This is a genomic window from Pararhizobium qamdonense, assembly GCF_029277445.1.
Classification (GTDB): Bacteria; Pseudomonadota; Alphaproteobacteria; order Rhizobiales; family Rhizobiaceae; genus Pararhizobium; species Pararhizobium qamdonense.
Genome location: NZ_CP119566.1, coordinates 1413706 through 1437619, shown reverse-complemented (window position 1 = coordinate 1437619; position 23914 = coordinate 1413706). Strand labels below are relative to the sequence as shown.

27 protein-coding genes are annotated in these 23914 nt (G+C 60.8%); 17 read left to right on the top strand and 10 right to left on the bottom strand.

Annotation, left to right across the window (positions count from 1 at the left end):
• Window positions 1–96: 96 nt before the first annotated feature.
• Window positions 97–744 (bottom strand): DNA-3-methyladenine glycosylase family protein, encoded by a 648-nt coding sequence (locus tag PYR65_RS06960; RefSeq protein WP_276120440.1) that lies wholly within the window; start codon window positions 742–744, stop codon window positions 97–99.
• A gap of 85 nt (window positions 745–829) precedes the next feature.
• Here PYR65_RS06960 and gluQRS point away from each other — a divergent pair, with 85 nt between their 5' ends.
• Window positions 830–1720, top strand: a complete 891-nt coding sequence (gene gluQRS, locus PYR65_RS06955; RefSeq protein ID WP_276120439.1) for a tRNA glutamyl-Q(34) synthetase GluQRS — start codon at window positions 830–832, stop codon at window positions 1718–1720.
• Here the strand turns inward: gluQRS and PYR65_RS06950 are convergent.
• Window positions 1715–2647 (bottom strand): YihY/virulence factor BrkB family protein, encoded by a 933-nt coding sequence (locus tag PYR65_RS06950; protein WP_276120438.1) that lies wholly within the window; start codon window positions 2645–2647, stop codon window positions 1715–1717. The genes gluQRS and PYR65_RS06950 overlap by 6 nt on opposite strands.
• 93 nt (window positions 2648–2740) lie before the next feature.
• Between PYR65_RS06950 and PYR65_RS06945 the strand changes: the two genes are divergently transcribed.
• The 7 genes from PYR65_RS06945 (at window position 2741) to PYR65_RS06915 (ending at window position 8895) form a co-directional block, all read left to right on the top strand.
• Window positions 2741–3574, top strand: coding sequence for an SDR family oxidoreductase (locus PYR65_RS06945; protein ID WP_276120437.1), 834 nt, complete (start codon window positions 2741–2743; stop codon window positions 3572–3574).
• Between the two features lie 23 nt (window positions 3575–3597).
• Window positions 3598–3795 carry a twin transmembrane helix small protein gene (locus PYR65_RS06940; protein ID WP_060639493.1) on the top strand — a complete coding sequence of 66 codons (198 nt, stop codon included), beginning with the start codon at window positions 3598–3600 and terminating at the stop codon, window positions 3793–3795.
• Window positions 3796–3798: 3 nt separating this feature from the next.
• Window positions 3799–4377: a cob(I)yrinic acid a,c-diamide adenosyltransferase gene (locus tag PYR65_RS06935; RefSeq protein WP_276120436.1), complete on the top strand. Its 579-nt coding sequence runs from the start codon at window positions 3799–3801 to the stop codon at window positions 4375–4377.
• Between the two features lie 626 nt (window positions 4378–5003).
• Window positions 5004–5798: a rhomboid family intramembrane serine protease gene (locus PYR65_RS06930; RefSeq protein ID WP_276120435.1), complete on the top strand. Its 795-nt coding sequence runs from the start codon at window positions 5004–5006 to the stop codon at window positions 5796–5798.
• Between the two features lie 287 nt (window positions 5799–6085).
• Window positions 6086–6835 carry an electron transfer flavoprotein subunit beta/FixA family protein gene (locus PYR65_RS06925; protein WP_060639490.1) on the top strand — a complete coding sequence of 250 codons (750 nt, stop codon included), beginning with the start codon at window positions 6086–6088 and terminating at the stop codon, window positions 6833–6835.
• A 27-nt stretch (window positions 6836–6862) separates the two neighbouring features.
• A complete protein-coding gene (locus PYR65_RS06920; protein ID WP_276120434.1) occupies window positions 6863–7792 on the top strand; it encodes an electron transfer flavoprotein subunit alpha/FixB family protein in 930 nt (309 codons plus the stop codon).
• A 230-nt stretch (window positions 7793–8022) separates the two neighbouring features.
• Window positions 8023–8895, top strand: a complete 873-nt coding sequence (locus PYR65_RS06915; protein WP_060639488.1) for a 3-hydroxybutyryl-CoA dehydrogenase — start codon at window positions 8023–8025, stop codon at window positions 8893–8895.
• A 1-nt stretch (window position 8896) separates the two neighbouring features.
• Here the strand turns inward: PYR65_RS06915 and PYR65_RS06910 are convergent, their stop codons facing one another.
• The 3 genes from PYR65_RS06910 to tlpA all read right to left on the bottom strand — a co-directional run bounded on the left by PYR65_RS06910 (window position 8897) and on the right by tlpA (window position 10254).
• Window positions 8897–9295, bottom strand: a complete 399-nt coding sequence (locus tag PYR65_RS06910) for a type II toxin-antitoxin system VapC family toxin (protein ID WP_276120433.1) — start codon at window positions 9293–9295, stop codon at window positions 8897–8899.
• The gene (locus tag PYR65_RS06905) at window positions 9295–9537 is read right to left on the bottom strand and encodes a type II toxin-antitoxin system VapB family antitoxin (protein ID WP_276120432.1); all 243 of its coding nucleotides are present in this window, start codon (window positions 9535–9537) and stop codon (window positions 9295–9297) included. The genes PYR65_RS06910 and PYR65_RS06905 overlap by 1 nt, the downstream gene beginning before the upstream one ends.
• 93 nt (window positions 9538–9630) lie before the next feature.
• Window positions 9631–10254, bottom strand: coding sequence for a thiol:disulfide interchange protein TlpA (tlpA, locus tag PYR65_RS06900; protein ID WP_276120431.1), 624 nt, complete (start codon window positions 10252–10254; stop codon window positions 9631–9633).
• Window positions 10255–10338: 84 nt separating this feature from the next.
• Here tlpA and argH point away from each other — a divergent pair, with 84 nt between their 5' ends.
• From argH to PYR65_RS06880, 4 genes are all read left to right on the top strand, one after another.
• Window positions 10339–11742 (top strand): argininosuccinate lyase, encoded by a 1404-nt coding sequence (gene argH / locus PYR65_RS06895; protein WP_276120430.1) that lies wholly within the window; start codon window positions 10339–10341, stop codon window positions 11740–11742.
• A 105-nt stretch (window positions 11743–11847) separates the two neighbouring features.
• The gene (gene lptM, locus PYR65_RS06890) at window positions 11848–12042 is read left to right on the top strand and encodes an LPS translocon maturation chaperone LptM (RefSeq protein WP_060639486.1); all 195 of its coding nucleotides are present in this window, start codon (window positions 11848–11850) and stop codon (window positions 12040–12042) included.
• A gap of 12 nt (window positions 12043–12054) precedes the next feature.
• Window positions 12055–13323: a diaminopimelate decarboxylase gene (lysA, locus tag PYR65_RS06885; protein WP_276120429.1), complete on the top strand. Its 1269-nt coding sequence runs from the start codon at window positions 12055–12057 to the stop codon at window positions 13321–13323.
• A 145-nt stretch (window positions 13324–13468) separates the two neighbouring features.
• Window positions 13469–16108: a TIGR02302 family protein gene (locus PYR65_RS06880; RefSeq protein WP_276120428.1), complete on the top strand. Its 2640-nt coding sequence runs from the start codon at window positions 13469–13471 to the stop codon at window positions 16106–16108.
• Between the two features lie 247 nt (window positions 16109–16355).
• Here the strand turns inward: PYR65_RS06880 and PYR65_RS06875 are convergent, their stop codons facing one another.
• The 3 genes from PYR65_RS06875 to PYR65_RS06865 all read right to left on the bottom strand — a co-directional run bounded on the left by PYR65_RS06875 (window position 16356) and on the right by PYR65_RS06865 (window position 18152).
• On the bottom strand, window positions 16356–16715 hold the full coding sequence (locus PYR65_RS06875) for a response regulator (RefSeq protein ID WP_060639484.1): 360 nt from the start codon (window positions 16713–16715) through the stop codon (window positions 16356–16358).
• A gap of 161 nt (window positions 16716–16876) precedes the next feature.
• Window positions 16877–17422: a hypoxanthine phosphoribosyltransferase gene (hpt, locus tag PYR65_RS06870; protein ID WP_060639483.1), complete on the bottom strand. Its 546-nt coding sequence runs from the start codon at window positions 17420–17422 to the stop codon at window positions 16877–16879.
• Between the two features lie 61 nt (window positions 17423–17483).
• Complete coding sequence (locus PYR65_RS06865; RefSeq protein WP_276120427.1) at window positions 17484–18152, bottom strand: hypothetical protein; 669 nt, start codon at window positions 18150–18152, stop codon at window positions 17484–17486.
• Window positions 18153–18428: 276 nt separating this feature from the next.
• Between PYR65_RS06865 and ftsE the strand changes: the two genes are divergently transcribed.
• The 4 genes from ftsE (at window position 18429) to PYR65_RS06845 (ending at window position 21777) form a co-directional block, all read left to right on the top strand.
• Window positions 18429–19088 (top strand): cell division ATP-binding protein FtsE, encoded by a 660-nt coding sequence (ftsE, locus tag PYR65_RS06860; protein WP_082546812.1) that lies wholly within the window; start codon window positions 18429–18431, stop codon window positions 19086–19088.
• The gene (locus tag PYR65_RS06855) at window positions 19081–20091 is read left to right on the top strand and encodes a cell division protein FtsX (protein WP_276120426.1); all 1011 of its coding nucleotides are present in this window, start codon (window positions 19081–19083) and stop codon (window positions 20089–20091) included. The genes ftsE and PYR65_RS06855 overlap by 8 nt, the downstream gene beginning before the upstream one ends.
• 100 nt (window positions 20092–20191) lie before the next feature.
• Window positions 20192–20887, top strand: a complete 696-nt coding sequence (locus PYR65_RS06850; RefSeq protein WP_060639479.1) for a YdcF family protein — start codon at window positions 20192–20194, stop codon at window positions 20885–20887.
• A gap of 92 nt (window positions 20888–20979) precedes the next feature.
• Window positions 20980–21777, top strand: a complete 798-nt coding sequence (locus PYR65_RS06845) for a lysophospholipid acyltransferase family protein (RefSeq protein WP_276120425.1) — start codon at window positions 20980–20982, stop codon at window positions 21775–21777.
• Between the two features lie 41 nt (window positions 21778–21818).
• Here the strand turns inward: PYR65_RS06845 and PYR65_RS06840 are convergent, their stop codons facing one another.
• Entirely contained in the window at window positions 21819–22364 is a 546-nt protein-coding gene (locus tag PYR65_RS06840) for a gamma-glutamylcyclotransferase (RefSeq protein WP_276120424.1), read from the bottom strand.
• Between the two features lie 198 nt (window positions 22365–22562).
• Here PYR65_RS06840 and PYR65_RS06835 point away from each other — a divergent pair, with 198 nt between their 5' ends.
• Window positions 22563–23606, top strand: a complete 1044-nt coding sequence (locus PYR65_RS06835; protein WP_276120423.1) for a DUF2125 domain-containing protein — start codon at window positions 22563–22565, stop codon at window positions 23604–23606.
• An 80-nt stretch (window positions 23607–23686) separates the two neighbouring features.
• On the opposite strand, the gene PYR65_RS06830 is transcribed toward PYR65_RS06835, so the two are convergent.
• Complete coding sequence (locus PYR65_RS06830; protein WP_276120422.1) at window positions 23687–23902, bottom strand: hypothetical protein; 216 nt, start codon at window positions 23900–23902, stop codon at window positions 23687–23689.
• Window positions 23903–23914 lie beyond the last annotated feature (12 nt).

Genomic DNA, 23914 nt, shown 5'->3' with positions numbered 1-23914 from the left:
CTGCTCGATTCGGCACCTGCACCTTCTATATTAGGCCCGTTGCGTCAGGATTGTGAAGCCAAAAGGAAAAAGGAAACAAAAGATTCGCTTTTTGTCTCAAAGAGGCGCCGGAGTGCCGTCCCGGCGCATTTGCGTGGCATAATAGGCCCAGAACAAACGCGCCGCGACGCTGCGCCAGGGCGCCCAGAGCGCCGTCAGCGAATCAAGTTCACGCACCGACGGGCGCGTCTCCAGCATCAGCGCATGCCCGACCGCATTTTGCAGCGCGATATCGCCGACCGGAAACACATCGGGATGACCGGCGCAAAACAGAAGATAGACTTCGGCGGTCCAGCGGCCGACGCCCTTGATGGCGGTCATCTCGCGGATCGCGGCGCTGCCCTCGATCGAACAGATTGCCTCAAGGTCCAGCTCGCCGTCCAGTACGGCGCGCGCCACCCGCCGCAGCGTATCGGCCTTGGCGCGCGACAGGCCGACCACACGGCAATCCTCGTCGGACATGGCGGTCACGCTGCGGGCGTCGATCACACCCACCGCCATCTCCATGCGGTTCCAGATCGCGGCAGCACTGGCTTTCGAGACCATTTGCGAAACGATGATATTGGCGATGCCGCGATAGCCGGGATCGGTGCGGCGCAGGGGAACGGGGCCTGCCTTCGACACGACATGCTCCAGCCGCGCATCGAGCATCACCAGACCGCTCAGCCCTGCGGTGATATCCTCATGCGTGCGGATGATCCGCATGTTCATTCCTCCACCGCCACCCGCCTTTGCTTGCCGACGGACAAAACCCGTGGCCGGATGCGCGCTTCCGTGCCAAGACGTAAATATGAACAAACCAGCCTCAAAACAACCGGTCTTCCGCTTTGCACCAAGCCCGAACGGCCAGCTGCATCTCGGCCATGCGCTCTCGGCCATTCTCAACCATGACATGGCGAAACGGGAGCTCGGCCGCTTCCTCCTGCGGATCGAGGATATCGACATTGCCCGCTCCACGCCGGAATTCGAAGCCGGGATCATCGCCGATCTCAAATGGTTGGGACTTGACTGGGAACAGCCGGTGCGGCGGCAATCGGAGCATCTCGATCTCTATCGCCAGTCGCTCGGCCAGCTGATCGCGCGCGATCTGGTCTATCCGGCTTTCCTGACGCGCGGTGCGATCAAAACGGCGGTCGGCGAATTCGAGGCAAGGGGAAAGACGTGGCCGCGTGATCCCGACGGCGCGCCGCTCTATCCCGGCGAGGAACGCAGGCTGTCAGATGATGCGCGCCAGCGCATGCTCGCCGGGGGCAAGCCGCATGCCTGGCGGCTGGACATGGCCAAGGCGATGGCGCAGCTGAAAGAACCGCTGACATGGCAGGAAAGCGGCAGCGGCCCGACGGACGAAACAGGTTTGATTGCGGCCGATCCGTCCGCCTGGGGCGATGTCGTGCTGTCACGCTTGGACGCGCCATCGAGCTATCATCTGGCGGTGACGCTGGACGATGCGCTGCAAGGGGTCAGCCATGTGGTCAGGGGCAGCGATCTGTTCCATGCCACATCGGTGCACCGGCTGCTGCAGACCCTGCTCGATCTGCCCCACCCGGTTTATCATCATCACCGGCTGATCCTTGGTCCAGACGGCCGCAAGCTCTCGAAAAGCAATCGCGACACAGGCATCGCCGCGTTCCGCGAGGCGGGCAAGACGCCGGATGATATCAGACAGATGCTGCTGTTATAGGACGTTTTCCCTGGGAACCTCGGTCTGCGCGGCTTCCGGCTCTGCCTTAACGACCTCTTCGCGCGGCCCCATGATATGGCGGATGACCATGCGCTTGACCTTGTATTTCATGATCGCCGCGTTGATCTCGGCGCCGAGAATGAAGATGACGCCGACGATATAGAGAAATACCAGCGCGATCATGATCGAGGCAAGACCGGCATAGGTCGAGACGTAATTGGCGAACGTGGACAGGTAGGACGCAAACACATAGGCGCCGACCGACCAGGCGATCAGCGTCAGGATGATGCCCGGCAGCACGTCCATGATCTTGCGCCGCCCGTCCGGCAGCCAGAGATGGCTGACGATGAGGCCGGTGGTCAGCATGATGAAGACGCCGGCAAGGCTCCAGCTGTCGATCATCGACAACAGGCCGTTGAACCAGGGCAGATAGGTGCCGGCATAGCGGATGGCGAGCGGCACGGCGACAAGCAGCAGGCTGACGATTGCAAGCACCAGAACGCCGGCCAGCACGAAGGCAAGGCTCGCCACACGCGTCTTGTACCAGGCCCGGCTTTCGGCCACCCGGTAGGCGCGGTTGAGCGAGACGCGCAGCGCCTCGACGCCATTGGAGGCGAAATAGGCGGCGGCGAGAACCGACACGGTCAAAAGTCCGCCGCGCGGCGTGGTCAAGACCCGCACGACTTCATCGGAAATCGGCTTGGCGATCGATTCGGGCCAGGTATCGAAAATGAAATGCACCGCGGTCGTGGCAAACTGGTCGGCGCCGAGAAAGCTGCCGAGCGCCGTGCCGAAGATCAGGAAGGGAAAGATTGCCAGAAGGGTGGAGAGCGCCACATGGCTCGCCATCGCCCAGCCGTCGTCTTCGCTGAAATGCCAGACGGCATCGAAAACGACCTTCCAGGCTATGCGTACGAAGGCCGGCATTCTCTCTCCAACTGTCTCATCATGCTCCACGGATTGTCACCCGCTCATGAATATGGGAGACCGGTCGGCAATTTCTACAGGAAACGACCCATTATGATCGACCGTCCCTCGATAATCGTCACCGGCTGCTCCTCCGGCATTGGTGCCTGGTGCGCCCGCGCCCTCCTTAAGGACGGCTGGCGGGTCTTTGCCACCGTCCGCAAGGCGCAGGACCTTGCCGCACTGGAAAATGACGGCATCGACGCCTTCCTGATGGATTATACCAAACCGGACACCATATCCAAACTTGTCGATGACGTGTTTGCCCGCACCGGCGGCAGGCTGGATGCCCTGTTCAACAATGGCGCCTATGGCCAGGCGGGCGCCGTCGAGGACCTGCCGGTGGAGGCATTGCGGCTGCAGCTGGAAACCAACGTCATCGGCTGGCACGACCTGACCCGGCGGATCATCCCGGCGATGCGGGCACAGGGCCACGGCCGCATCGTGCAATGCTCGTCCATTCTGGGCATTGTCCCGTTCAAGTGGCGGGGGGCGTATAATGCGTCGAAATTTGCGCTGGAAGGCCTGACCTTGACCATGCGCATGGAACTGGAAGGCAGCGGCATCGAAGTGAGCCTGATCGAGCCCGGGCCGATCACATCGCGCTTCACCGCCAATGCGATCGTCAATATCGAGCGGTTCATCGACCTCAAAGGATCTGTCCATGCCGTGGAGTATGAACTGCAGATGCGGCGGCTCAAGGGGGAAAGCGGACCGGCAAAGGGCAAGCTTGAGCCCGATGCGGTGTATACTGCGCTGAAACGCGCATTGACCGCGAAGAAGCCGAAGCCGCATTACATCGTGACGCAGCCGGCCAAGCAGGGTGCGCTTTTGAAGAAACTGCTGCCGGCCGGGCTGTTCTATCGTTTGATGGGCCGCTTCGGCTGAGCTGAAAGGCAAGGGTTAGTCACATGCATAGTTTTCTCACCGGTCTGACACTGCTCGTCATGGGCCTTGTCGCCATCGTCCTGATCCGCGGTCTGCTCCACATGGCAAAAGGCGGCGACGGCAACACGTCCAACAAGCTGATGCAGGCGCGCGTATTCCTGCAGGCGGTGGCGATCGTCCTGATCATGCTGACCCTGTGGATCACCGGCGGCGGCCGCTGATCGATGGTAAAGCTCAACAAGATCTACACAAAGACCGGCGACGACGGCACCACGGGGCTTGCCACCGGCCCACGCCGCCTGAAAAGCGACCTGCGCGTCGAGGCCTATGGCACGATCGACGAGACCAACTCCTTCATCGGGCTGGCACGCCAGCACACGCAGGAATTGGCCGGGCTCGATGCGATGCTGATGCGCATTCAAAACGATTTGTTCGACCTTGGCGCCGACCTTTCGACGCCCGATACCGGCGAAACGCTGGCCTACGAGCCGCTGCGGATCATCGCAGCGCAGGTGACGCGGCTGGAAGCCGAGATCGACGAACTGAACGGCGACCTCGATCCGTTGCGCTCCTTCGTCCTGCCCGGTGGCAGCGGTGCTGCCGCCACATTGCACATCGCCCGCACGGTAGCGCGCCGCGCCGAACGGCTGATGGTGGACCTTGCCCGCATCGACGGCGAGATCGTCAGCGGCGAAGCGCTCGCCTATGTCAACCGGCTGTCCGATTTCCTCTTCGTTGCCGCCCGCTGGACCAACGGCAAGGGCAAGTCGGACGTGCTTTGGGTTCCGGGGAAAAACAGGTAATCTTCCCGCAGGTACAGTTGAAAAAGTCTTTGATATACCCGAAGATAAAACGACCTTAGGCAAGTAAGACAATCATCCAATCGACTGAATGAATTGATCATATTCGAATATTATTGAGAGGGAAGCTATGATCTCGGGACGACCAGACATTGACGTCTATGCCGCAGTCGCAGTTCGGCGTTTTTGAAATGAACCGTTCCTGGTCGAAGCGACCACTATTAATCCACATTCTCATATGGATGACACTTGCTGTTTTATCCTATGCGACCGCTGGCCACTACAGGGCCGCAAGCTGCTGGCCGATCCTGTTGATTTACATTCCTCTTCTTGGGTACGCCTTTCTTGCGGTCGCTATAGGTAGCTTAGCCGGCTTGCTGATATCCGTTTTTTATCGGAATTTCCGTACCACTTGGTATTTTTTGGTCCCGATTCATGGAATGATATTTACCGTCGGAACTGTGTGTTGTGTTCTGGCCGCTTATGCCTCGGCGGGCCATGTAAGTTGCCTCTAAGGAGGCAGTGACAGTTCTTGTATATCACTGGTTAATATCAGACGATGACAGGACTTTATTGGGTGCCTTCGGTAAACTCTGTACTTCCAGTCGCTTCGAGGAACCAACGCGCCTATGTTCATACCGCTGCACGACGCGAATTCTCTCAAGCATATCAAGGTCCAATACGTCACGATCGGCCTGATCGTCATCAACACCATCATCTGGCTGCTGACCGGGCCGCTACTGGCGCCCGAGCAGGTCACCAATGCCGCGACGATGGGCCTGGGCTATATCCCGGCAATCGCCTTCGACAATGCGCATCTGGCGCCGAACCTGGTGCTCGTACCCGATGATGCCACCTATCTGACCTATTCCTTCCTGCATGGCGATTTCTGGCATCTGGCCGGCAACATGCTGTTCCTTTGGGTGTTCGGTGACAATGTCGAGGATGCGCTGGGGCATTTCCGCTTTCTCCTCTTCTATCTCCTCTGCGCGGCCGCCGGGGCGCTGATGCATGGACTGATCAACACGCAATCGCAGGCGCCGCTGATCGGCGCATCCGGGGCCATTTCCGGCGTCGTCGCCGCCTATTTCCTGTTGCATCCGAAGGTGCGCGTCTGGGTGCTGGTGCTGTTTCGCATCCCGCTGCCCCTGCCCGCCTTCATTCCGCTGGCCTTCTGGATCGGCCAGCAGTTTTTCATGGTTCTGATCGATCCGGAAGGCGACGTGTCCTGGGGCGCACATGTCGGCGGCATCATTGCCGGGCTGATCCTGGTGGTCATTTTGCGACGCCGCGACGTGCCCCTGTTCGACCGGACGATCGTGACACCCCGCGCCGTGCGGCATGTTGAAGCAGCCCCGGTCGCCGTGCCACCGGCTGCCTCCGAACCGGTGAGGAAGCCCACACAATGGGGCCGGCCAAGCTGAAATCATCCGGGCAAATGCTGGTGGTCCGGGATAGCCGATTGAAAACAGCGCGTTAATGGACTTGGGACACGCGCAGGATACTCCGGCCTCCCAGAAGAAGACTGCTTTCTTCGAGTTTATGATTGACGCGCACGTAAACGTCAGCATTTTTCCCGTGGCAATCTTGCGGGCGAGCTATGGGCAAAGATTGTAATTGGAGAAAAAACGCGTATCGATGTCGCCAACCGACAATCAGGCCGCTGCGTTAAAGCGCATTTTCTCGCAAACGTTTCGTAAGGAAGGACATCATGAAAGTTCTGGTCACCGTCAAGCGTGTCGTCGATTACAACGTGAAGATCCGGGTAAAGCCGGATGGATCGGGTGTCGAGCTTGCCAATGTGAAGATGTCGATGAACCCGTTCGACGAGATTTCGGTCGAGGAGGCACTTCGCCTGAAGGAAGCCGGCAAGGTCGAGGAAGTGGTCGTCGTTTCCGTTGGCCCGGCGAAAGCCGAAGAGACGCTCCGCACGGCTTTGGCCATGGGCGCCGACCGGGCGATCCTGGTCGAGACCGACGATGCGGTCGAACCGCTTGCCGTTGCCAAGATCATCAAGGGCGTTGCGGAAGCCGAACAGCCCGGCCTGATCATCGTCGGCAAGCAGGCGATCGATGACGATTCAAACCAGACCGGCCAGATGCTGTCGGCACTGCTCGGCTGGGCGCAGGGCACGTTTGCCTCCAAGATCGAGCTTGGCGATGGCAAGGCTGCCGTGACGCGTGAAGTCGATGGCGGATTGCAGACGATCGAGATCAAGCTGCCGGCGGTGGTGACCACCGACCTGCGTTTGAACGAGCCGCGTTATGCCTCGCTGCCGAACATCATGAAGGCCAAGAAGAAGCCGCTCGACAAGAAGAGCCCGGCCGATTTCGGCGTCGAGACCAGCCCGCGCTTGAAGGTCCTGAAGACCGAGGAGCCCTCGGGCCGCAAGGCCGGCATCAAGGTGAAGACCGTTGCCGAACTGGTCGACAAGCTGAAAAACGAAGCCGGCGTCCTCTAAAAGCCCCAGAATAAGGAGACTAACACCATGGCCATTCTTCTTCTGGCTGACCACGACAACGCAACCCTGTCCGACCAGACTGCCAAGGCGCTGACGGCTGCAAGCCAGATCGGCGGCGACGTGCATGTTCTCGTCGCAGGTAAGGGTGCACAGGCTGCAGCCGATGCCGCTGCAAAACTCACCGGCGTTTCCAAGGTTCTGCTGGCCGACAGCGACGACCTTGCCAACAACCTGGCAGAACCGCTCGCAGCCCTGATCGTCTCGCTCGCCGGGTCCTACGACACCATCCTGTCGGCGGCCACCTCGACCGGCAAGAACGTTTTGCCGCGCGTTGCAGCTCTGCTGGATATCGTGCAGATCTCCGAGATCACCGAGGTCGTCTCGGCCGACACGTTCAAGCGGCCGATCTATGCCGGCAATGCCATTCAGACGGTGCAGTCGGGCGAGGCGAAAAAGGTGATCACCGTGCGCACGGCCTCCTTCGCATCGGCTGCAGAGGGCGGTTCGGCCTCGGTCGAAACCATTTCGGCTGCCGAAAACCCCGGCCTCTCGACCTTCGTCAAGGACGCGCTGTCCTCATCGGACCGTCCGGAGCTGACATCTGCCAAGATCATCATTTCCGGCGGCCGTGCACTCGGCTCCTCGGACAAGTTCCAGGAAGTCATTCTGCCGGTCGCCGACAAGCTCGGTGCCGCCGTCGGCGCATCGCGCGCTGCCGTCGATGCAGGTTATGCCCCCAACGACTGGCAGGTTGGCCAGACCGGCAAGGTCGTCGCCCCCCAGCTTTATATCGCTGTTGGTATTTCCGGCGCGATCCAGCATCTGGCCGGTATGAAGGACAGTAAGGTCATCGTCGCCATCAACAAGGACGAGGAAGCCCCGATCTTCCAGGTGGCGGATTACGGCCTCGTCGGCGACCTCTTCACCATCCTGCCGGAGCTTGAAAAAGCCCTCTGAGCTTTCTGACGTCGATATCGGCGGCCGCGCAACTGAGCGCGGCCGTTTTTCGTTTTATAAGCAATGCGTTTCCTACATCGCCAATGCCGTCCGCCGCGAATAAAGGCTGGAAAATTGGCTGCGATGCCTTTATCACTGGCATCCGGATATCTCGCCCCGCCGGGCGTTTTGCCTTTTGCACGAACGCAAGCGCAATCGCACTTTCGTTAGGATGATGGAAAATCGGCTCGATGATCAAAAATGTCGGAATTGTTGGCGCTGGACAGATGGGCTGCGGCATTGCCCAGGTATCGGCTTCGGCTGGCTACAAGGTGCATATTTACGACATTTCGGCCGACCGGGTTGAAGCAGGGCTTGCGACCATCAACGGCAATATGGCCCGCCAGGTGTCCTCCGGCAAACTGACGGACGACGAACGCAAGAAGGCGCTGTCGCTGATCAAGGGCTCCGCCGATGTCAACGACCTCTCGCCGATGGATCTGGTGATCGAGGCCGCCACCGAAGACGAAAGCGTCAAGCGCAAGATCTATGGCCATGTCTGTCCAGTTCTAAAAGCCGACGCCATTCTCGCCACCAACACCTCCTCCCTGTCGATCACGCGGCTCGCCTCCGCGACCGACCGGCCGGAACGCTTCATGGGCATCCATTTCATGAACCCGGTTCCGGTGATGAAGTTGGTCGAACTGGTGCGCGGCATCGCCACCGAAGAAGGCACGTTCGCAACCGCCAAGCAATTCGTCGCAACACTCGACAAGACGATCACGGTTGCGGAAGATTTTCCCGCTTTCATCGTCAACCGCATCCTCTTGCCGATGATCAACGAAGCGATCTACACGCTCTATGAAGGTGTCGGCAGCGTCGATGCGATCGATACGGCCATGAAGCTCGGTGCCAACCATCCGATGGGCCCGCTGCAGCTTGCCGATTTCATCGGGCTCGATACCTGCCTGTCAATCATGCAGGTGCTGCATGATGGCCTGGCGGATTCGAAATACCGCCCCTGCCCGCTGCTCGTCAAATATGTCGAAGCCGGCTGGCTCGGCCGCAAATCCGGCCGCGGCTTTTACGACTATCGCGGCGAGGTTCCGGTTCCGACGCGGTAAATCAGGCGGCGGCGATATCGGTCCTGGAAAAATCATTGCCTTTGAAGAGCAAGGGCATGCCATGCACCTTGGCGCAGGCATAGGACATGCAATCGGCCAGATTGAGCTGTGCTGGATGACCGCGCCCTTTTCCATACGCCGCAAACGCCCTGACCGATGCTGTAGCAATCGTTCCATCAATCGGCAAAATTTCGATCTCCGCCTCATCAATCAGTACCCGGACGCGGCGTTCTATGAGAAGCGGGTCAAGATCCAGCATCGTCGATAAACGCATAGAGGCTTCCAGAATCACCAAGCCCGATGTGGCGCGCGATGGTGCGCCAGAAATACGCCCCGCAAAATCACCGGCCTCCGGTTCGCCAGCCAGCAGCGCAATAATCGCTGACGTGTCGATGAACATCAGGAATGACCCCACATGGCGTCTATCTCTTCCTTGGTCATCGTTTTGCGATTTGGACCAGCCTGGTTTGCGAGGTCGGCAGCAATGCGCGCGATGCGATCCGCAAGCGGTTCCTTTTTAATGTCCCGGCGCAACTCGCCTTCGAGCGCCTGAATAACAGCCGCCGTCATCGTCACATTGCGCCGTTCGGCCAGTTGCTGCGCGAGCTCTCGGGCTCGTTCATCGCGGATTTGCAAGGTCATCGTAAAACTCCATCAACGTGCGATATTATCATTACACAGAAAGGAAGTCATCCATACAATATTGGAGGTTATGCGTCGAAACACACCGTGACCTCAACTGCCAGCCGCCGCCTTAACCAAGGCCTTGGCATCCTCGCTGTCCCAGGCCGCAGGACCGTTCATCGACGAAATCAGGCAGCCCTTGTCGTCCATCAAAAGCGTCACCGGCAGACCAAAGGCAAGGCCTTCCGTTTTCAAGGCATTGAAGACGCCCATCGAGGCATCGCGGTAGTAGCCAAGGTCGTGCACGCCGGTTTCGTTCAGGAATGCGGTCGGCTTTTCATCGCCGCCGATATCGATATTCACAGCCACGACTTCGAATTTTTCGCTGCCGGCCGATTGCTGCAGCGCGTTCAGCGCCGGCATTTCCTCGCGGCATGGCACGCACCATGTCGCCCAGAGATTGAGAAGGACGGTCTTGCCGGTGAAATCGGCGATGGTCATGTCCTTGCCGTCCTTGCCTTTGAAATTCAGGCCGGGGAGCGGGCGGGGATCACTGGCCGGCGCCATGGCGGCGACCTGGCCCTTGAGGAACGGGGTGATGGCCGCGACCTTGTCTTTTGCCGCCTCGCAGCTCTTGGCACCTGCGGTTTCCACCGCCGCACCATTGCCAGACCCGCTTTCCCTGACGTATACCGCTGCCGCACCGGCGATCAGCCCCCCGAGGGCAGCGATCATAACCAGTCTGGCAGGGGGAAAGCGTTTCTTCCTGTCGTTTACGTGATTTTCCAAAACGGGTCATTCTCCAGGACGGGCATCTTCATGGCTGACGGCACTTCTGAAACCAAAAGCTCCAACCAGATGTGGGGCGGTCGCTTTGCGCAAGGACCAGCGGCGATCATGGAGGAGATAAATGCCTCGATCGGCTTCGACAAGAAGCTTTTCGCCCAGGACATCCGCGGCTCAATGGCGCATGCGACCATGCTGGCGCATCAAGGCATCATTTCGGCAGACGATAAAGACAAGATCGTTCACGGCCTCGACACGATCCTGTCAGAGATCGAGAGCGGCCAGTTCGAATTTTCCCGCCGTCTCGAAGATATCCATATGAACGTGGAGGCGCGCCTTAGCGACCTGATCGGCCCGGCGGCCGGTCGCCTGCACACCGCCCGCTCGCGCAACGACCAGGTGGCGCTCGATTTCCGCCTCTGGGTGAAGGAAGAGCTGCAGAAATGCGAGGGCATGCTGAGCGACCTGATCGCCGCCTTCCTCGACCGCGCCGAAGAGCATGCCGAAACCGTCATGCCGGGCTTTACCCATCTGCAGACCGCCCAGCCCGTCACCTTCGGTCATCACTGCATGGCCTATGTCGAAATGTTCGGCCGTGACAGGCAGCGCGTGCGCCATGCGATCGAGCATATGGACGAAAGCCCGATCGGCGCTGCTGCGCTTGCCGGCACCGGCTTTCCGATCGACCGCCACATGACCGCCAAGGCGCTCGGCTTCCGCGAACCGACCCGCAACTCGATCGACACCGTGTCCGACCGCGACTTCGCACTGGAATTTTTATCCATCTCCTCGATCTGCGCCGTACACCTGTCGCGGCTGGCCGAAGAGATCGTCATCTGGTCGACGCCGCAATTCGGTTTCGTGCGCCTGTCGGATGCCTTTTCCACCGGCTCCTCGATCATGCCGCAGAAGAAAAACCCCGACGCTGCCGAATTGGTGCGCGCCAAGACCGGCCGCATCAACGGCTCGCTGATCGCGCTCTTGACCGTCATGAAAGGCCTGCCGCTCGCCTATTCCAAGGATATGCAGGAAGACAAGGAACAGGTGTTCGATTCGGCCGAAAGCCTGGAACTGGCCATTGCCGCGATGACCGGCATGGTTCGCGACATGACCATCCGCGCGGACCGGATGAAGGCTGCTGCAGGCTCCGGCTATTCCACCGCAACCGATCTCGCCGACTGGCTGGTGCGCGAAGCGGGGCTTCCCTTCCGCGATGCTCATCATGTCACCGGCCGCGCCGTGGCACTGGCCGAGCAGAAGGCTTGCGAGCTGGCGGAGCTTTCGCTGGAAGACCTGCAGGCGATCCATCCGGATATTACGGGTGACGTCTTCGGCGTCCTGACCGTCGAGGCCTCGGTTGCCAGCCGCACCTCCTTTGGCGGCACCGCTCCCAGCGAAGTGCGCAAGCAGATCGCCTGGTGGCGCAACCGCAACTGATGCGAGGATGAGGGCAAGATTCAGGGTGCACAATGCCCTGAAAAGCCGATATGAGTTTTGACGAATTTGCGCTGAAGGGCTGATTGCCCGGACCGGGAACCATCGATGCTGTCACGAAACACCGCCATTTTGATTGCAGCCCTTGCCATTGCCGGCCTGACGCTGTCGGGCTGCGGCCGCAAGGGCGACCTTGATCGTCCGGGCTCTTCTGCGCCGATCAACACCAAGGCGGCACCGGGCAGCCCCGAAACGAAGGACGAAGCGCCCGGCAAGCCGTTCTTCCTCGATCCCCTCCTGTAACAGAGCACACTCGTGAACCATTTCGAATATCGTGACGGCATTCTGTTTGCGGAAGACGTCTCCGTCATCGACATCGCCAAGGCGGTGGGCACACCTTTCTACTGCTATTCCACCGCAACGCTGGAACGGCACTATTCGGTGTTCTCCAAGGCGTTTTCCGATATCGACGCGATGGTCTGCTATGCCATGAAGGCGAATTCGAACCAGGCCGTGCTGAAGACGCTCGCCCGCCTGGGCGCCGGGGTCGATGTCGTCTCGGGCGGCGAACTGCGCCGGGCGCTTGCAGCCGGCATTCCTGCAAAGCGCATCATGTTTTCCGGTGTCGGCAAGACGGCACAGGAAATGGACCTGGCGCTGGACGCCGGCATCTATTGCTTCAACGTCGAATCCGAGCCGGAACTGGAAGTGCTCAATGCCCGCGCCGTGCGCGAAGGCAAGAAGGCGCATGTCTCCTTCCGCATCAACCCGGATGTCGATGCCAAGACCCATGCGAAGATTTCGACCGGCAAGAAGGAAAACAAGTTCGGCATCGCCTATGAACGCGCCCGCGCTGTTTACGCCCATGCCGCGACCCTGCCCGGGATTCAGGTCACCGGCATCGACATGCATATCGGCAGCCAGATCACCGAGCTGCAACCCTTCGCCGATGCCTTCAAGCTCCTGCGCGAACTGGTCGATACGCTGCGCACCGACGGCCACAGCATCGATCATGTGGATGTCGGCGGCGGACTGGGCGTGCCGTACAAGCAGGACAACAGCCCTCCGCCCCTGCCCGACGCTTATGCCACCATCGTCAAGGACCAACTGCGCGAGCTCGGCTGCAAGATCATCATGGAGCCCGGCCGGCTGATCGTCGGCAATGCCGGCATCATGGTTACGGAAGTCATCTATGTGAAGGATGGCGGCTCCAAAACCTTCGTCATCGTCGATGGCGCCATGAACGACCTGATCCGCCCGACGCTTTATGAGGCCTATCACGAGATCCAGCCGGTGCGCATCTCCGCCGCCAACGCGCCGCGCATCAAGGCCGACATTGTCGGTCCCGTCTGCGAGACCGGCGACTATCTGGCGCTCGACCGCGAAATGGCCATGCCGAAGCCGGGAGACCTGATCTCGGTCGGCACCGCCGGCGCCTATGGGGCCGTGCAGGCCGGCACCTACAACAGCCGCCTTCTGGTCCCCGAAGTGCTGGTCAAAGGCGGCCGGTTCCATGTGATTCGTCCCCGCACCACCTATGAGGACCTGATCGGCCTCGATTCGGTCCCCGACTGGCTGGATTGACGACGGTTAAACGGCGGCCAACCGGCCGCTGTTGATGGGCCGTGCACCGCGCGGCAAAATCGATCACGATTGCGTTGCCGCCCTCGTCTTCGCCACAAAGAGTGTTATCCTCCACACGCACGTTTCAAACGTTGAAAGGGAACGGATGACGCAGATCCGGCGGGATAAAGCGACGGCAGCGCAAGGCTTCATGAAAAGTCTTGCGGTCAAACGAACGCTCGCGCGCATCGTTCTTGTCGCCGAGCAGATTGCTCCCCGTGCCCTGCCCCCGATTGCCGTCGTGCTGTTGTTTCTCTCCGCCGCCTGGTTCGGGTTCTTCCGGGTTGTGCCCGGCTGGCTGCATGCGGCATCGCTTTTTGCCTTCGCTGCCGCCTTCGTCATCTTCCTGATCCCACTCCTGCGCGTGAAATTGCCTGGCAACACCGATGCGGACCGGATGCTGGAGGAGCGCAACGACCTGCCGCACCAGGCCATTCGTGTTCAGGACGATCAGCCGGCCACCAGCGGCGCCTTCGGTCAGGCGCTGTGGCAGGAACACCAGACGCGCATGGCGCGGATGATCGGTTCGCTGGAAGCCGGACTGCCCAAACCCGATATTGCCCGCACCGACAGCTACGGCCTGCGCGCCGTTCCGGTTCTGATTGCCTGCGTGGCTTTTGCCTATTCCTATTCGAACCGCGCCGGCCTGATCTCCGATGTCTTCCACCCGCCGCAAGACATTGCCGCCGTGCCGGATGTGCGCATCGACGCCTGGGTGACGCCCCCCGCCTATACCGGCCGGGCACCGGTTTTCCTGACAGGCAGCCAAGGCCCGCAGGAGGTTGCCGAAAGCACCGGAGCCTTGCGCATCCCGCAATTCAGCGAGCTGACCGTGCGCATCACCAGCGGCGGTGACGATACGCCGGTGACCTATCTGGAAAACGGTGCAACCCAGCCGCTGGTGATTGCAGCGCAGGCGGCAAAGCCGAGCCCGGATGAGAAGGCTGCGGCGGAAACACCGCCAGCTGGATCTGCCAGGCCAAGCAGCAATACGCATATGATGAAGATCACCAAGGATGGCGCGCTGTCCGTCGGTGGCGAACAATGGGCCTTTACGGTCATTCCCGACAGCGTTCCGGATATTGCCTTCGACGGCATTCCGCGCACGACGGTCAACGCGGCGCTGGAAATCGGCTTTGCTGCCAAGGACGACTACGGCATTCAGGAGGCCTGGGCCGAAATCACGCCGCTCGACACGCCCGCAGCCGACGCGCGGCCGCTATATCCGCGCCCCGAATACCGTCTCGACCTGCCCAAGCGCAACGCGCGCGAGGCCAAGGGCCTGACCAGCCGCAATCTCAGCGAACATCCGCTGTCGGGCAAGCGCGTGCGTGTCACGCTGGTTGCCAAGGACGCGGCCGGTCAGGAAGGCCGCAGCGTGCCACAGGACATGATCCTGCCCGCGCGTCCCTTCTTCGAGCCTCTGGCCGGTGCCGTCGCCGAAGAGCGCCAGACATTTGCCCTCAACGCCAACGACCTGCCGCGCGCCATCGAACTCAACGACGCCCTGTCGGTGCGGCCTGATGAGACCATCCCCAACCTGACGCATTTCCTCTTGCTGCAATCGGCCGGCAGCCGCATGGCGCTGGCGCGCAATGACGACATGCTGCGCGACGCGGCGGGCTATCTCTGGGAAATCGCCCTTGGCATCGAGGCTGGCGACATGGCGCTGGCCGACAAGCGGCTGCGCGATGCCCAGCAGAACCTCTCCGACGCTCTCGAAAAGGGCGCATCGGACGAAGAGATCGCCAAGCTGATGCAGGAACTGCGCGACGCCATGCAGGCCTATATGGAGGCCTTGGCGAAGCAGGCGGCGAAGAACCCGCAGGTGGCCGCCAATCCGAACCAGAACAACGTGCTGCGTCAGCAGGATCTGGAAAAGATGATGAACCAGATCGAGAACCTCGCCAAATCCGGCGCCAAGGATCAGGCACGCCAGCTGCTGTCGGAAATGCAGCGCATGATGAACAATCTCCAGGCCGGCCGGCCCCAGCAGCAACAGCAGGGCCAGGACAACAGCGAGATGCGCCAGCAGATGGACAAGCTCGGTCAGCTGATGCAGGAGCAGCAGCGCCTGATGGACGAGACGTTCAAATACGACCAGGCGCTGCGCGACCGCATGCAGCGCGGCGATCCGCTGGAGGGACAGGATCAGGAACTGTTCGGCCAGGACATGCCGCAGCAGCCCGGCCAGCAGCCGGACGAACAGGGCCAGCAGCCCGGTCCATTCGACAATATGACGGCCGAAGAGCTGAAGCAGGCGCTGAAGGATATGCAGGCGCAGCAGGACCAGTTGGGCAAACAGCTCGGCGAATTGCAGAAGGGCCTTGAAGGCATGGGCATCAAGCCCGGAAAGGGCTTTGGCGAAGCCGGCCGCGAGATGAAGGGCGCTTCGGGCGCGCTTGGCAACGGCCAGGGCGAACAGGCCGTTGGCAGCCAGGGCCGAGCGCTGCAGGCGCTGCGTGACGGTGCGCAGGACATGATGCAGCAGATGCAAAGCCAAGGTCAGGGCCCGGGGCAAGGCCAGGGCCAGGGCGTGCCGCAATATGGCCAGAACGGCCGCGACCCGCTCGGGCGCCGCCAGCAGAATGCCGGGCCGGACTTCGGCGATCAGGTCAAGGTGCCCGACGAAATCGACACCCAGCGCGCCCGCGAAATCCTCGACGAAATCCGCCGCCGGCTGGGCACGAATTCATCGCCGGAGACGGAGCGGCAGTATCTGGAGCGGTTGCTGGATATTCGGTGAGGTGTGATTGGGGCCGGTGGCGGCGCTGATGGAGTATGCGGACACGACCCCCCTCTGTCACTCCGTGACATCTCCCCCGCAAGGGGGAGATCATCACTCCCCTCAGAGGACAGTCATCCTTTTCCCTTAAGAACAATGCCCGTCAGGGGCGCAGAAAGCCGGTAGCCAATCTCCCCCCCTTGCGGGGGAGATGTCACGGAGTGACAGAGGGGGGGGTGCGTCCCTGCAAAAATGCTCGACGAGTTGCTTAAGCCGCCAGCGCCACCGCAACAGCCTTGCGAATATCCGGCAACGTAAACGGCTTCGACACGACATCGATGACCTTTCCCGTCAAATTGTCGGCCCGTTCGCGCTGTTCGGCATAGCCGGTCATCAACAATATCTTCAACGCCGGAAATGCGGCGGATGCCTGGTGGGCAAGCTCGATGCCGTCCATGACAGGCATGCGGATATCCGACAGAAGTAGATCGAAATTTGCGCCCTTCAGGCAGGCCAGCCCCTCGGCACCATCGGCCGCTTCGACGGTCTCATGACCATCCAGCTGCAGGGCGCGGGCAACGAAACGGCGCAGGCCGTCCTCATCTTCGGTAATCAGGATTTTCGCCATCATGGCCTCCGTTTCGTCAACACCTCACTGGCAACCCGCTGCCCTTGATGGCGCTGGTTCCCGGACCCGCAGCACAGACGCTGCGGGGTCAACACCACCAGAGTTTTGTTTGTTTTCCGTAAACGCCGATGCCCCGATCAGCGGCTTTCCACAGACTAAGTCTATTCGGCGTCGCCGGTGACAACGCCGACGAACGGCAGCTCGCGGAAGGCATAGGCGACGTCCATGCCATAGCCGACGACGAAATAGTCGGGGCATTCGAAACCGACATAATCGGCCTCCAGATCGGTCGAACGCTTGACCTTCTTGTCCAGCAGAACGGCGATCGTCACCGATTTTGCGCCGCGCTCCAGCATCAGTTCCTTGGCAAAGCGCAGGGTGCGGCCCGATTCCAGGATGTCGTCAATCAGAAGAACATCGCGGCCATGCACATCGCTGTCGATATCCTTGATGATCTTGACGCCCTGCGACACCGTACCCGTTCCATAGCTGGACAGCGTGATGAACTCGACCTCCGGCGCAAGGCCGACCGTGTGCATCGCCCGGATGAGGTCGGCGGCGAAGATGAAGGAGCCCTTGAGAACGGCAATGACCAGAAGGTCATTGAGCGGGCCCTTGACGATCTGCTCGGCCATTTCAACGTTGCGCGCCGCAATCACCTCGGCGGAATAGAGCGGATCGATATTTTTTCCACGGACGACGGGCATGGGCATAGTCTCCAGAACGATAGTGGAGACTGCGCCTCCGGAACCTAGCCGCTTAACACAGTCAGGGCGCCGAATCACCCGGTTGACCGAAGGAAACGGCGACACCGGGCAGTTTTCCACCTGTGTGTAGGAGACGGGTCGAAAACGGACGGCTCTCGCCCGGAGCCAGAACCGTTTCGCTGGCGTCGATACGGGTGGCCGGGCGCCGGTGGCCGTTTGCGATCACATCGACCAGGATTGCCGGCACGGCCTTCGGTGCATCGGAGTGATTTTCGACCGCGCCGTAGACAGAGAGGATCTTCATGCCATTGGCATCGTTGAGCGACGTGGTGACATCGCTGATCGACAATGCCGGCGCCGGTGGAAGGGCCGGCTGATACTGCGGCAGGCTGGCAAATAACACGAAGACCGGGGCGCATAGGCAGGTGACCAGGACGGCGAAAGCTTTGGGGGATGCCGTCTGCAGCAGGCGCTCGACATGATTGACCACCCATCCGAACACCGCTGCGACAGACCGCGGACTTGCCCCAGACCGGGCTGCCGGACGCGCGCGATTATCGTTGAAAACCGGATAGACATGGCGCCGCCCGGGCGACACGACGGTCTCGAACTCTGCGTCAACGATATCGCTGCGTTTGGGCACAGCCCGTGCGGAAGCAGGCCGCCCCCGGCGTTCCGGTGGCAGGAAATCCATGCGGCTGGCAGCGCCGTTGGAGCGGAAAGCGTTCATCGTCTCTCCTTCGCAGCCAGACCGGCTCTCCCCGAATACCCCAAGGTATAGGCAGGCCAGATTCGGGCATTGAAACAAACCTTTCCCAGACGTAAACCTAAATGGTTAATGCTTCGAAAACGGCACTGCCGGACCGGCCCGTTTTCACGCAAAGTTAACCACTGTTTAACCATGTTGGCGCTGTAACAGGCATGCTGCGCCATATGCTGCAACAAGGGCCATCAACCTGCCGCGAAGACGTGGCAGGCTGGATCGAAGAGAAGCTGGACTGACCCGTTGATTCATTTTGAAAATGTCGGATTGCGCTATGGAATGGGCCCGGAAATCCTCCGCGACCTGACCTTCGACATTCCCAAGAAATCGTTCCAGTTCCTGACCGGTCCTTCCGGTGCGGGAAAAACCACGCTTCTGCGGCTGCTGTTTTTATCGCTGCAGCCGACGCGCGGCCTCATCCGCATGTTCGACCGCAATATCTCGACCATTCCGCGCGACGAATTCCCGATGCTGCGCCGCCGTGTCGGCATCGTCTTCCAGGACTTCCGCCTGCTCGATCATCTGACAACCTACGAGAATGTCGCCTTGCCGCTGCGGGTGCGCGGCAAGGACGAATCGTCTTACCGGGCCGACGTTCTCGAACTGCTTGGCTGGGTGGGGCTTGGCGAACGCATCAATGTTTTGCCGCCGGTGCTTTCAGGCGGCGAAAAGCAGCGCGCGGCGATTGCGCGCGCCCTGATCGACCGCCCGGAAATCCTGCTGGCCGACGAGCCGACGGGCAATGTCGATCCACCGATGGCGCGCCGCCTGCTCAATCTGTTCCTTGAGTTGAACCGGCTCGGCACCGCTGTCGTCATCGCGACGCACGATCTCTCGCTGATGGATCAGGTCGAGGCGCGCCGGATGATCCTGTCGCAGGGGCGGCTCGACATCTATGAGTGAAGCGCCCGTCAACAATCGCACCAGCCCGGCTGCGCCGCAGGAGCGCAAGGCGGCGCTGCGTGTCCGTCCGACCGCGCCGATCGTGCCGCCGGGAAATGTCTCCGGCAATGCGCTGGTGCTCGTCATCGCCATCATGGCGTTTTTGGCCTGCCTGACGCTTGGCGCCGTCAGCATGGTGCGCTCGACCGCGCAAAGCTGGGAAAGCCAGATTTCCCGCGAGATCACCATCCAGATCAAGCCGGACGAAAAGCTCGATATGGAAAAGGCCCTGGCGGACGCCCGCGATCTCGCTCTCACCTTTGACGGCACCACCAACGGTACCATCGTTGACAAGGCGGCGACCGCGCGCCTTCTGGAGCCCTGGCTTGGAGCCGGCCTTGATCTCGATGACCTGCCGGTGCCGCGTCTCGTGATCATCACCATCGACGAGCAGAACCCGCCGGATTTCGCCGCCATGCGGGTCATGCTGACGGAAACCATTCCGCAGGCCTATCTCGACGATCACCGCACCTGGGTCGACCGGCTGGTGGCGATGGCCCATACCACGGCGCTGATCGGCACCGGCGTGCTCGTCCTGGTGTTTTCCGCCATGGTGCTGACGGTGATCTTTGCCACGCGCGGCACGCTCTCGGGCAACCGGCACATTGTAGAGGTTCTGCATTTCGTCGGGGCGGAGGCTGGCTTCGTCGCTTCGGAATTCCAGAAACACTTCTTGAAGATCAGCCTGAAGGGTTCGGGCGCTGGCGGGCTTCTGGCCGCGGCCTGCTTTGCCATTGCCAGCTTCTGGCAATCGCGATCATTGGCAACGCCGCAGAGCGACCAGACCACCGCCATGTTCGGCAGCTTCTCCATCGGCTATACCGGCTATCTCGGTATTGCCGCCATCATGATCGTGATTGCGCTGTTGACGACGCTGACGGCCCGTTTCACGGTGATGCGCACGATCTATGAAATCGATCTGATCCGGTCCGATCCGGCACGCATCGACGGCAATCAGACCTGATTGTCATGATTGCGCTGTCCTGCATCCCTCCGTTGCCGCAATCTGCTTCTATGGAAGAATCAGAATCACTCCTGGTCCCAGCGGAGCAGGTGGAACGGCAATGAGCGAAAACGGCGAAACACGGCAGAAGGGAACGTTGGTGCGGCGGCATGTCAGCCTGCGCCGCCGCCTGGTGCGCCTGACATTTTACGTGCTCATCCTGGTTGCCGCCATTGCCGCTGCGGGCTTCCTCTATTTCGCCGATTCGGTCGCCTCTCTGCAGCCGCCCGCCAATCCGAAGGCTGATGCGATCGTGGTTCTGACCGGAGGCTTCCAGCGGATCGACCAAGCGGTCGAACTGCTGCAGATGGGCGCTGGAAAGCGGCTCTTGATCTCGGGCGTTCACCCCGCGACCACCGGTGGCCAGATTCGCCGCAACACCCAGAGTTCGGCCGACCTGTTCAAATGCTGCGTCGATATCGGTCATGATGCGATCGATACGATCGGCAATGCCAACGAGACCGCCAACTGGATTCGCGACAATGGCTATCGCAGCATCCTTGTCGTCACCAACAATTACCATATGCCGCGCAGCCTGCTGGAATTGCGCCGGGCCAATCCGGGCATAGAGTTCATCGCCTATCCCGTCGTCAATTCCGATTTGAAAAGCACCAACTGGCTGGCAAACCCGATGGTGCTGAAGACGATCCTTCTGGAATATCTGAAGCTGACGATCGCGTCGGTGCGCGATGCGCTCGGCGCGCATCCGGCCAGCGGATTGCGCACGGAAACCAGGGATGCCGCCAGCAGCGGCTAGACATCCTGCCCGATCGCGCCACCCAGCTGTTTGCCTTGGCGGAATATTGGTGTAGGCAGCGGGCTAACCTTTTCGCTGCGAAAGCCTGCCCGATGATCATCCTGCGTTCAGTCCTGTTCAACATCGTGTTCTACATCAACCTGATCCTCCAGATGGTCGTGATGACGCCGTTCTATTTCCTGGCGCCGCGCAAGACCTCATGGTTCGTGCCGAAGAACTGGGCGCGCAGCAATCACTGGCTGTTCCGGGTCATCGTCGGCACGACCTTCGAGATCGAGGGATTGGAGAATATCCCCAAGGGCGGCTATATCTTCGCGCCCAAGCACCAGTCGTTCTGGGACGTCTACGCCCTTTTGCCATGGCTGGCGGACCCGTTCTTCATCCTCAAGCGCGAACTCGTGTGGATTCCGCTGTTCGGCTGGTATGTCCAGAAGCAGCGCATGGTGCCGGTCGATCGCGGCGCACGCGGCAAGGTGATGGCGGCGGTGATGAAGCGCGCCAAGGATGAACTAGCAACAGGCCGCCAGCTGATCATCTATCCGGAAGGCACCCGCCGTCCGCCGGGCGCGCCGCCGGAATACAAATATGGCATCGCCAGGCTCTACCGTGATCTGGACATGCCGGTGATCCCCGTCGTCATGCATCCCGGCCTGTTCTGGCCGCGCCGCAAGTTCCTGCGCTATCCCGGCCATTTCAAGGTGCGCATCCTGCCGCCGATCGGTCCAGGGCTGGACCCAGACGTGTTTTTGAAAACACTGGTCGATGTTATGGAAAGCGCCAGCGATGCGCTGCTTGTGGAAACCGTCCGGGATAATCCGCAGGTGCCGCTGCCGCCGACAGCCATGCAGCGGCTGAAGGAGTTGAACGAACTGAACGGGAGCGGCGCTTAGAGCCTCGTACGATCAATGCGCCTCATTGATCGTACGAGGCTCTAGGCCTGAGACAGGAGCCTCTCGACGATGGCGGCGACGTCCTCCAGCCAAGGATCGCGAATGCCTATCTCTTTTAGATGGGCGAGCGTATTGACCACATATTCCGGATTGGGTCCTGATTTGCCATGCGATACCGCGACAATAGCGGCGGCATCCTCGGCGCTGAGCGCACCTGCATATTGCACATGGTTGCGGTCGATCGTGTAGGTCAATGCCGCAACCCGGCGGCCGTCGGCAAGCAGGATGGGCATGATGCGCTCAAGGTAGACATGGGTGACCAGTTCGCGCTCGCGCAGGTAGCTTAAAACATCGTCCTTATCCTTCGACGCCACCTGGAACGCCATGCCACGGCAGGAGCCGCCATGGTAGAGCCCGAGCACGAGGCCCGGCCGTTGCGGTGTTCCCCGGTGCACGAAGGAGCGGACGCAGAGCGAGCGCCGGTAGCCGAACGCCCGCGCCGTCATCTTGTCCGCAAAGGCAAAGCCGGGGTTCCACATCAGCGAACCATAGCCAAACACCCAAAAATCGTCCATATCCACTGCCATTCACATCCATGCCATTCCGGCGCCACAAAACGGGGCCAGGAGCGGCGGACAGTCCACTCTGGTGCTTTCCTAGCGCATCTGCCCGGCAATCGGAATCGATTTCCTGCACGGGTATTGGAGCGCATGCGGCGGTGGACGGCCAGACCGGCAGACCAGACTTCCCGTGCGGAAGCTTGCGCACGAACGACGGAGCAGACCATGACCGCAGCAGATATCGCCGCCCCCTCCGCCGGTAGCCGGAAAATCAAGCGGCTGGCGATCGGCATCGTGCTGTTCCTGATCGTCTATTGCGGCGCATGGTTTGTCGCGGCCAACCAGATCGAGACGCGGCTCGCACATTTTCTGACCGAGAAGAAGGCGAGCGGCGCATCGGCCGAATGCGACGATATGAACGTGCGCGGCTTTCCCTTCCGCATCGGCCTATTCTGCAACAGCGTCCGCCTCGATGATATCAAGCGCGGCGCATCCGCATCCTTCGGCGCGCTGCGCTCGGCAGCCCAGGTCTACAGGCCGGGCCATGCGATCATCGAGCTTGACGGCCCGGCGGAAATCCGCTTCTCCCCCGGCATGACGGTCTCGGCAGACTGGGAACTGATGCATGCCAGCGTGCAGGCGGCGCTCTCCGGCCTTGACCGCACCTCGCTCACCTATGACAAGCTGGCCGGAACCGCCATGCTACCCGCTTTCGAGGATGATGCAGCACCTGGCGACACCCATAAGGTCATCTTCAACGCCGGGCATGGCGAAGCCCATTTCCGCCAGAATGGCCCTGATCTCGATGCGGCCCTCAGCGTCGATCAATTCGATCTGAAGCTCGATGCCGGAACAAGCCTGCTGCCGCCCGTCAATGCCAGCGCCGACATGACCTTCGCCGGGCGGGGCATCCTGATGCAGCGGGGCGGCTGGAAGCCGGACGCGCTGCGCGGCAGCAAGGGCGAAATGCGCAACCTGACGCTCGACCTCGGCAATGACATGATCACGACCGCCTCCGGCCCGTTCAGCGTCAACGATCAGGGCCTGATCTCCGGCGAATTCAGCGTCACCATGAAGAATATCGAGGGCTGGCGCCAGAACCTCGTCAAGGTCTTCACCGACAAGGACGGCACCGTCATGGTCAACAACATCGCCAACATGCTGACCGCGCTTGCCGACGGCAAGAACGAGGCGACCGTGAAGCTCAATGTGCGCGACGGGATTGCATTCCTGGCGTTCTTCCCGATCGGGGAACTGCCGCAGCTGTGATGAGGATTATGCGAACACGCGATCAGTGCGCGTGTTTTGCAAAAAAGAACCCGCCGAAGCGGTCACCCTGATCGCAACTGTTAGCCTAGAAGCAAGGCGATCTTTTCTTTGAAAATCATGAGGGCTGAGAACAGTGCGAGGGCACTGATCGTGGCAGTGACGATAAAGCCTTTGCCTGGAAGATGCGCAACCCGCTCGACAAGCGTCGCGATCTGGATTCGCACGTCACCAAAATCCTTTTGCAAGGAATCGAATTTCGTTTCTATCTTGTCGAAGCGCTTTTCGAGTGCATCCATCCGCTTTTCCAT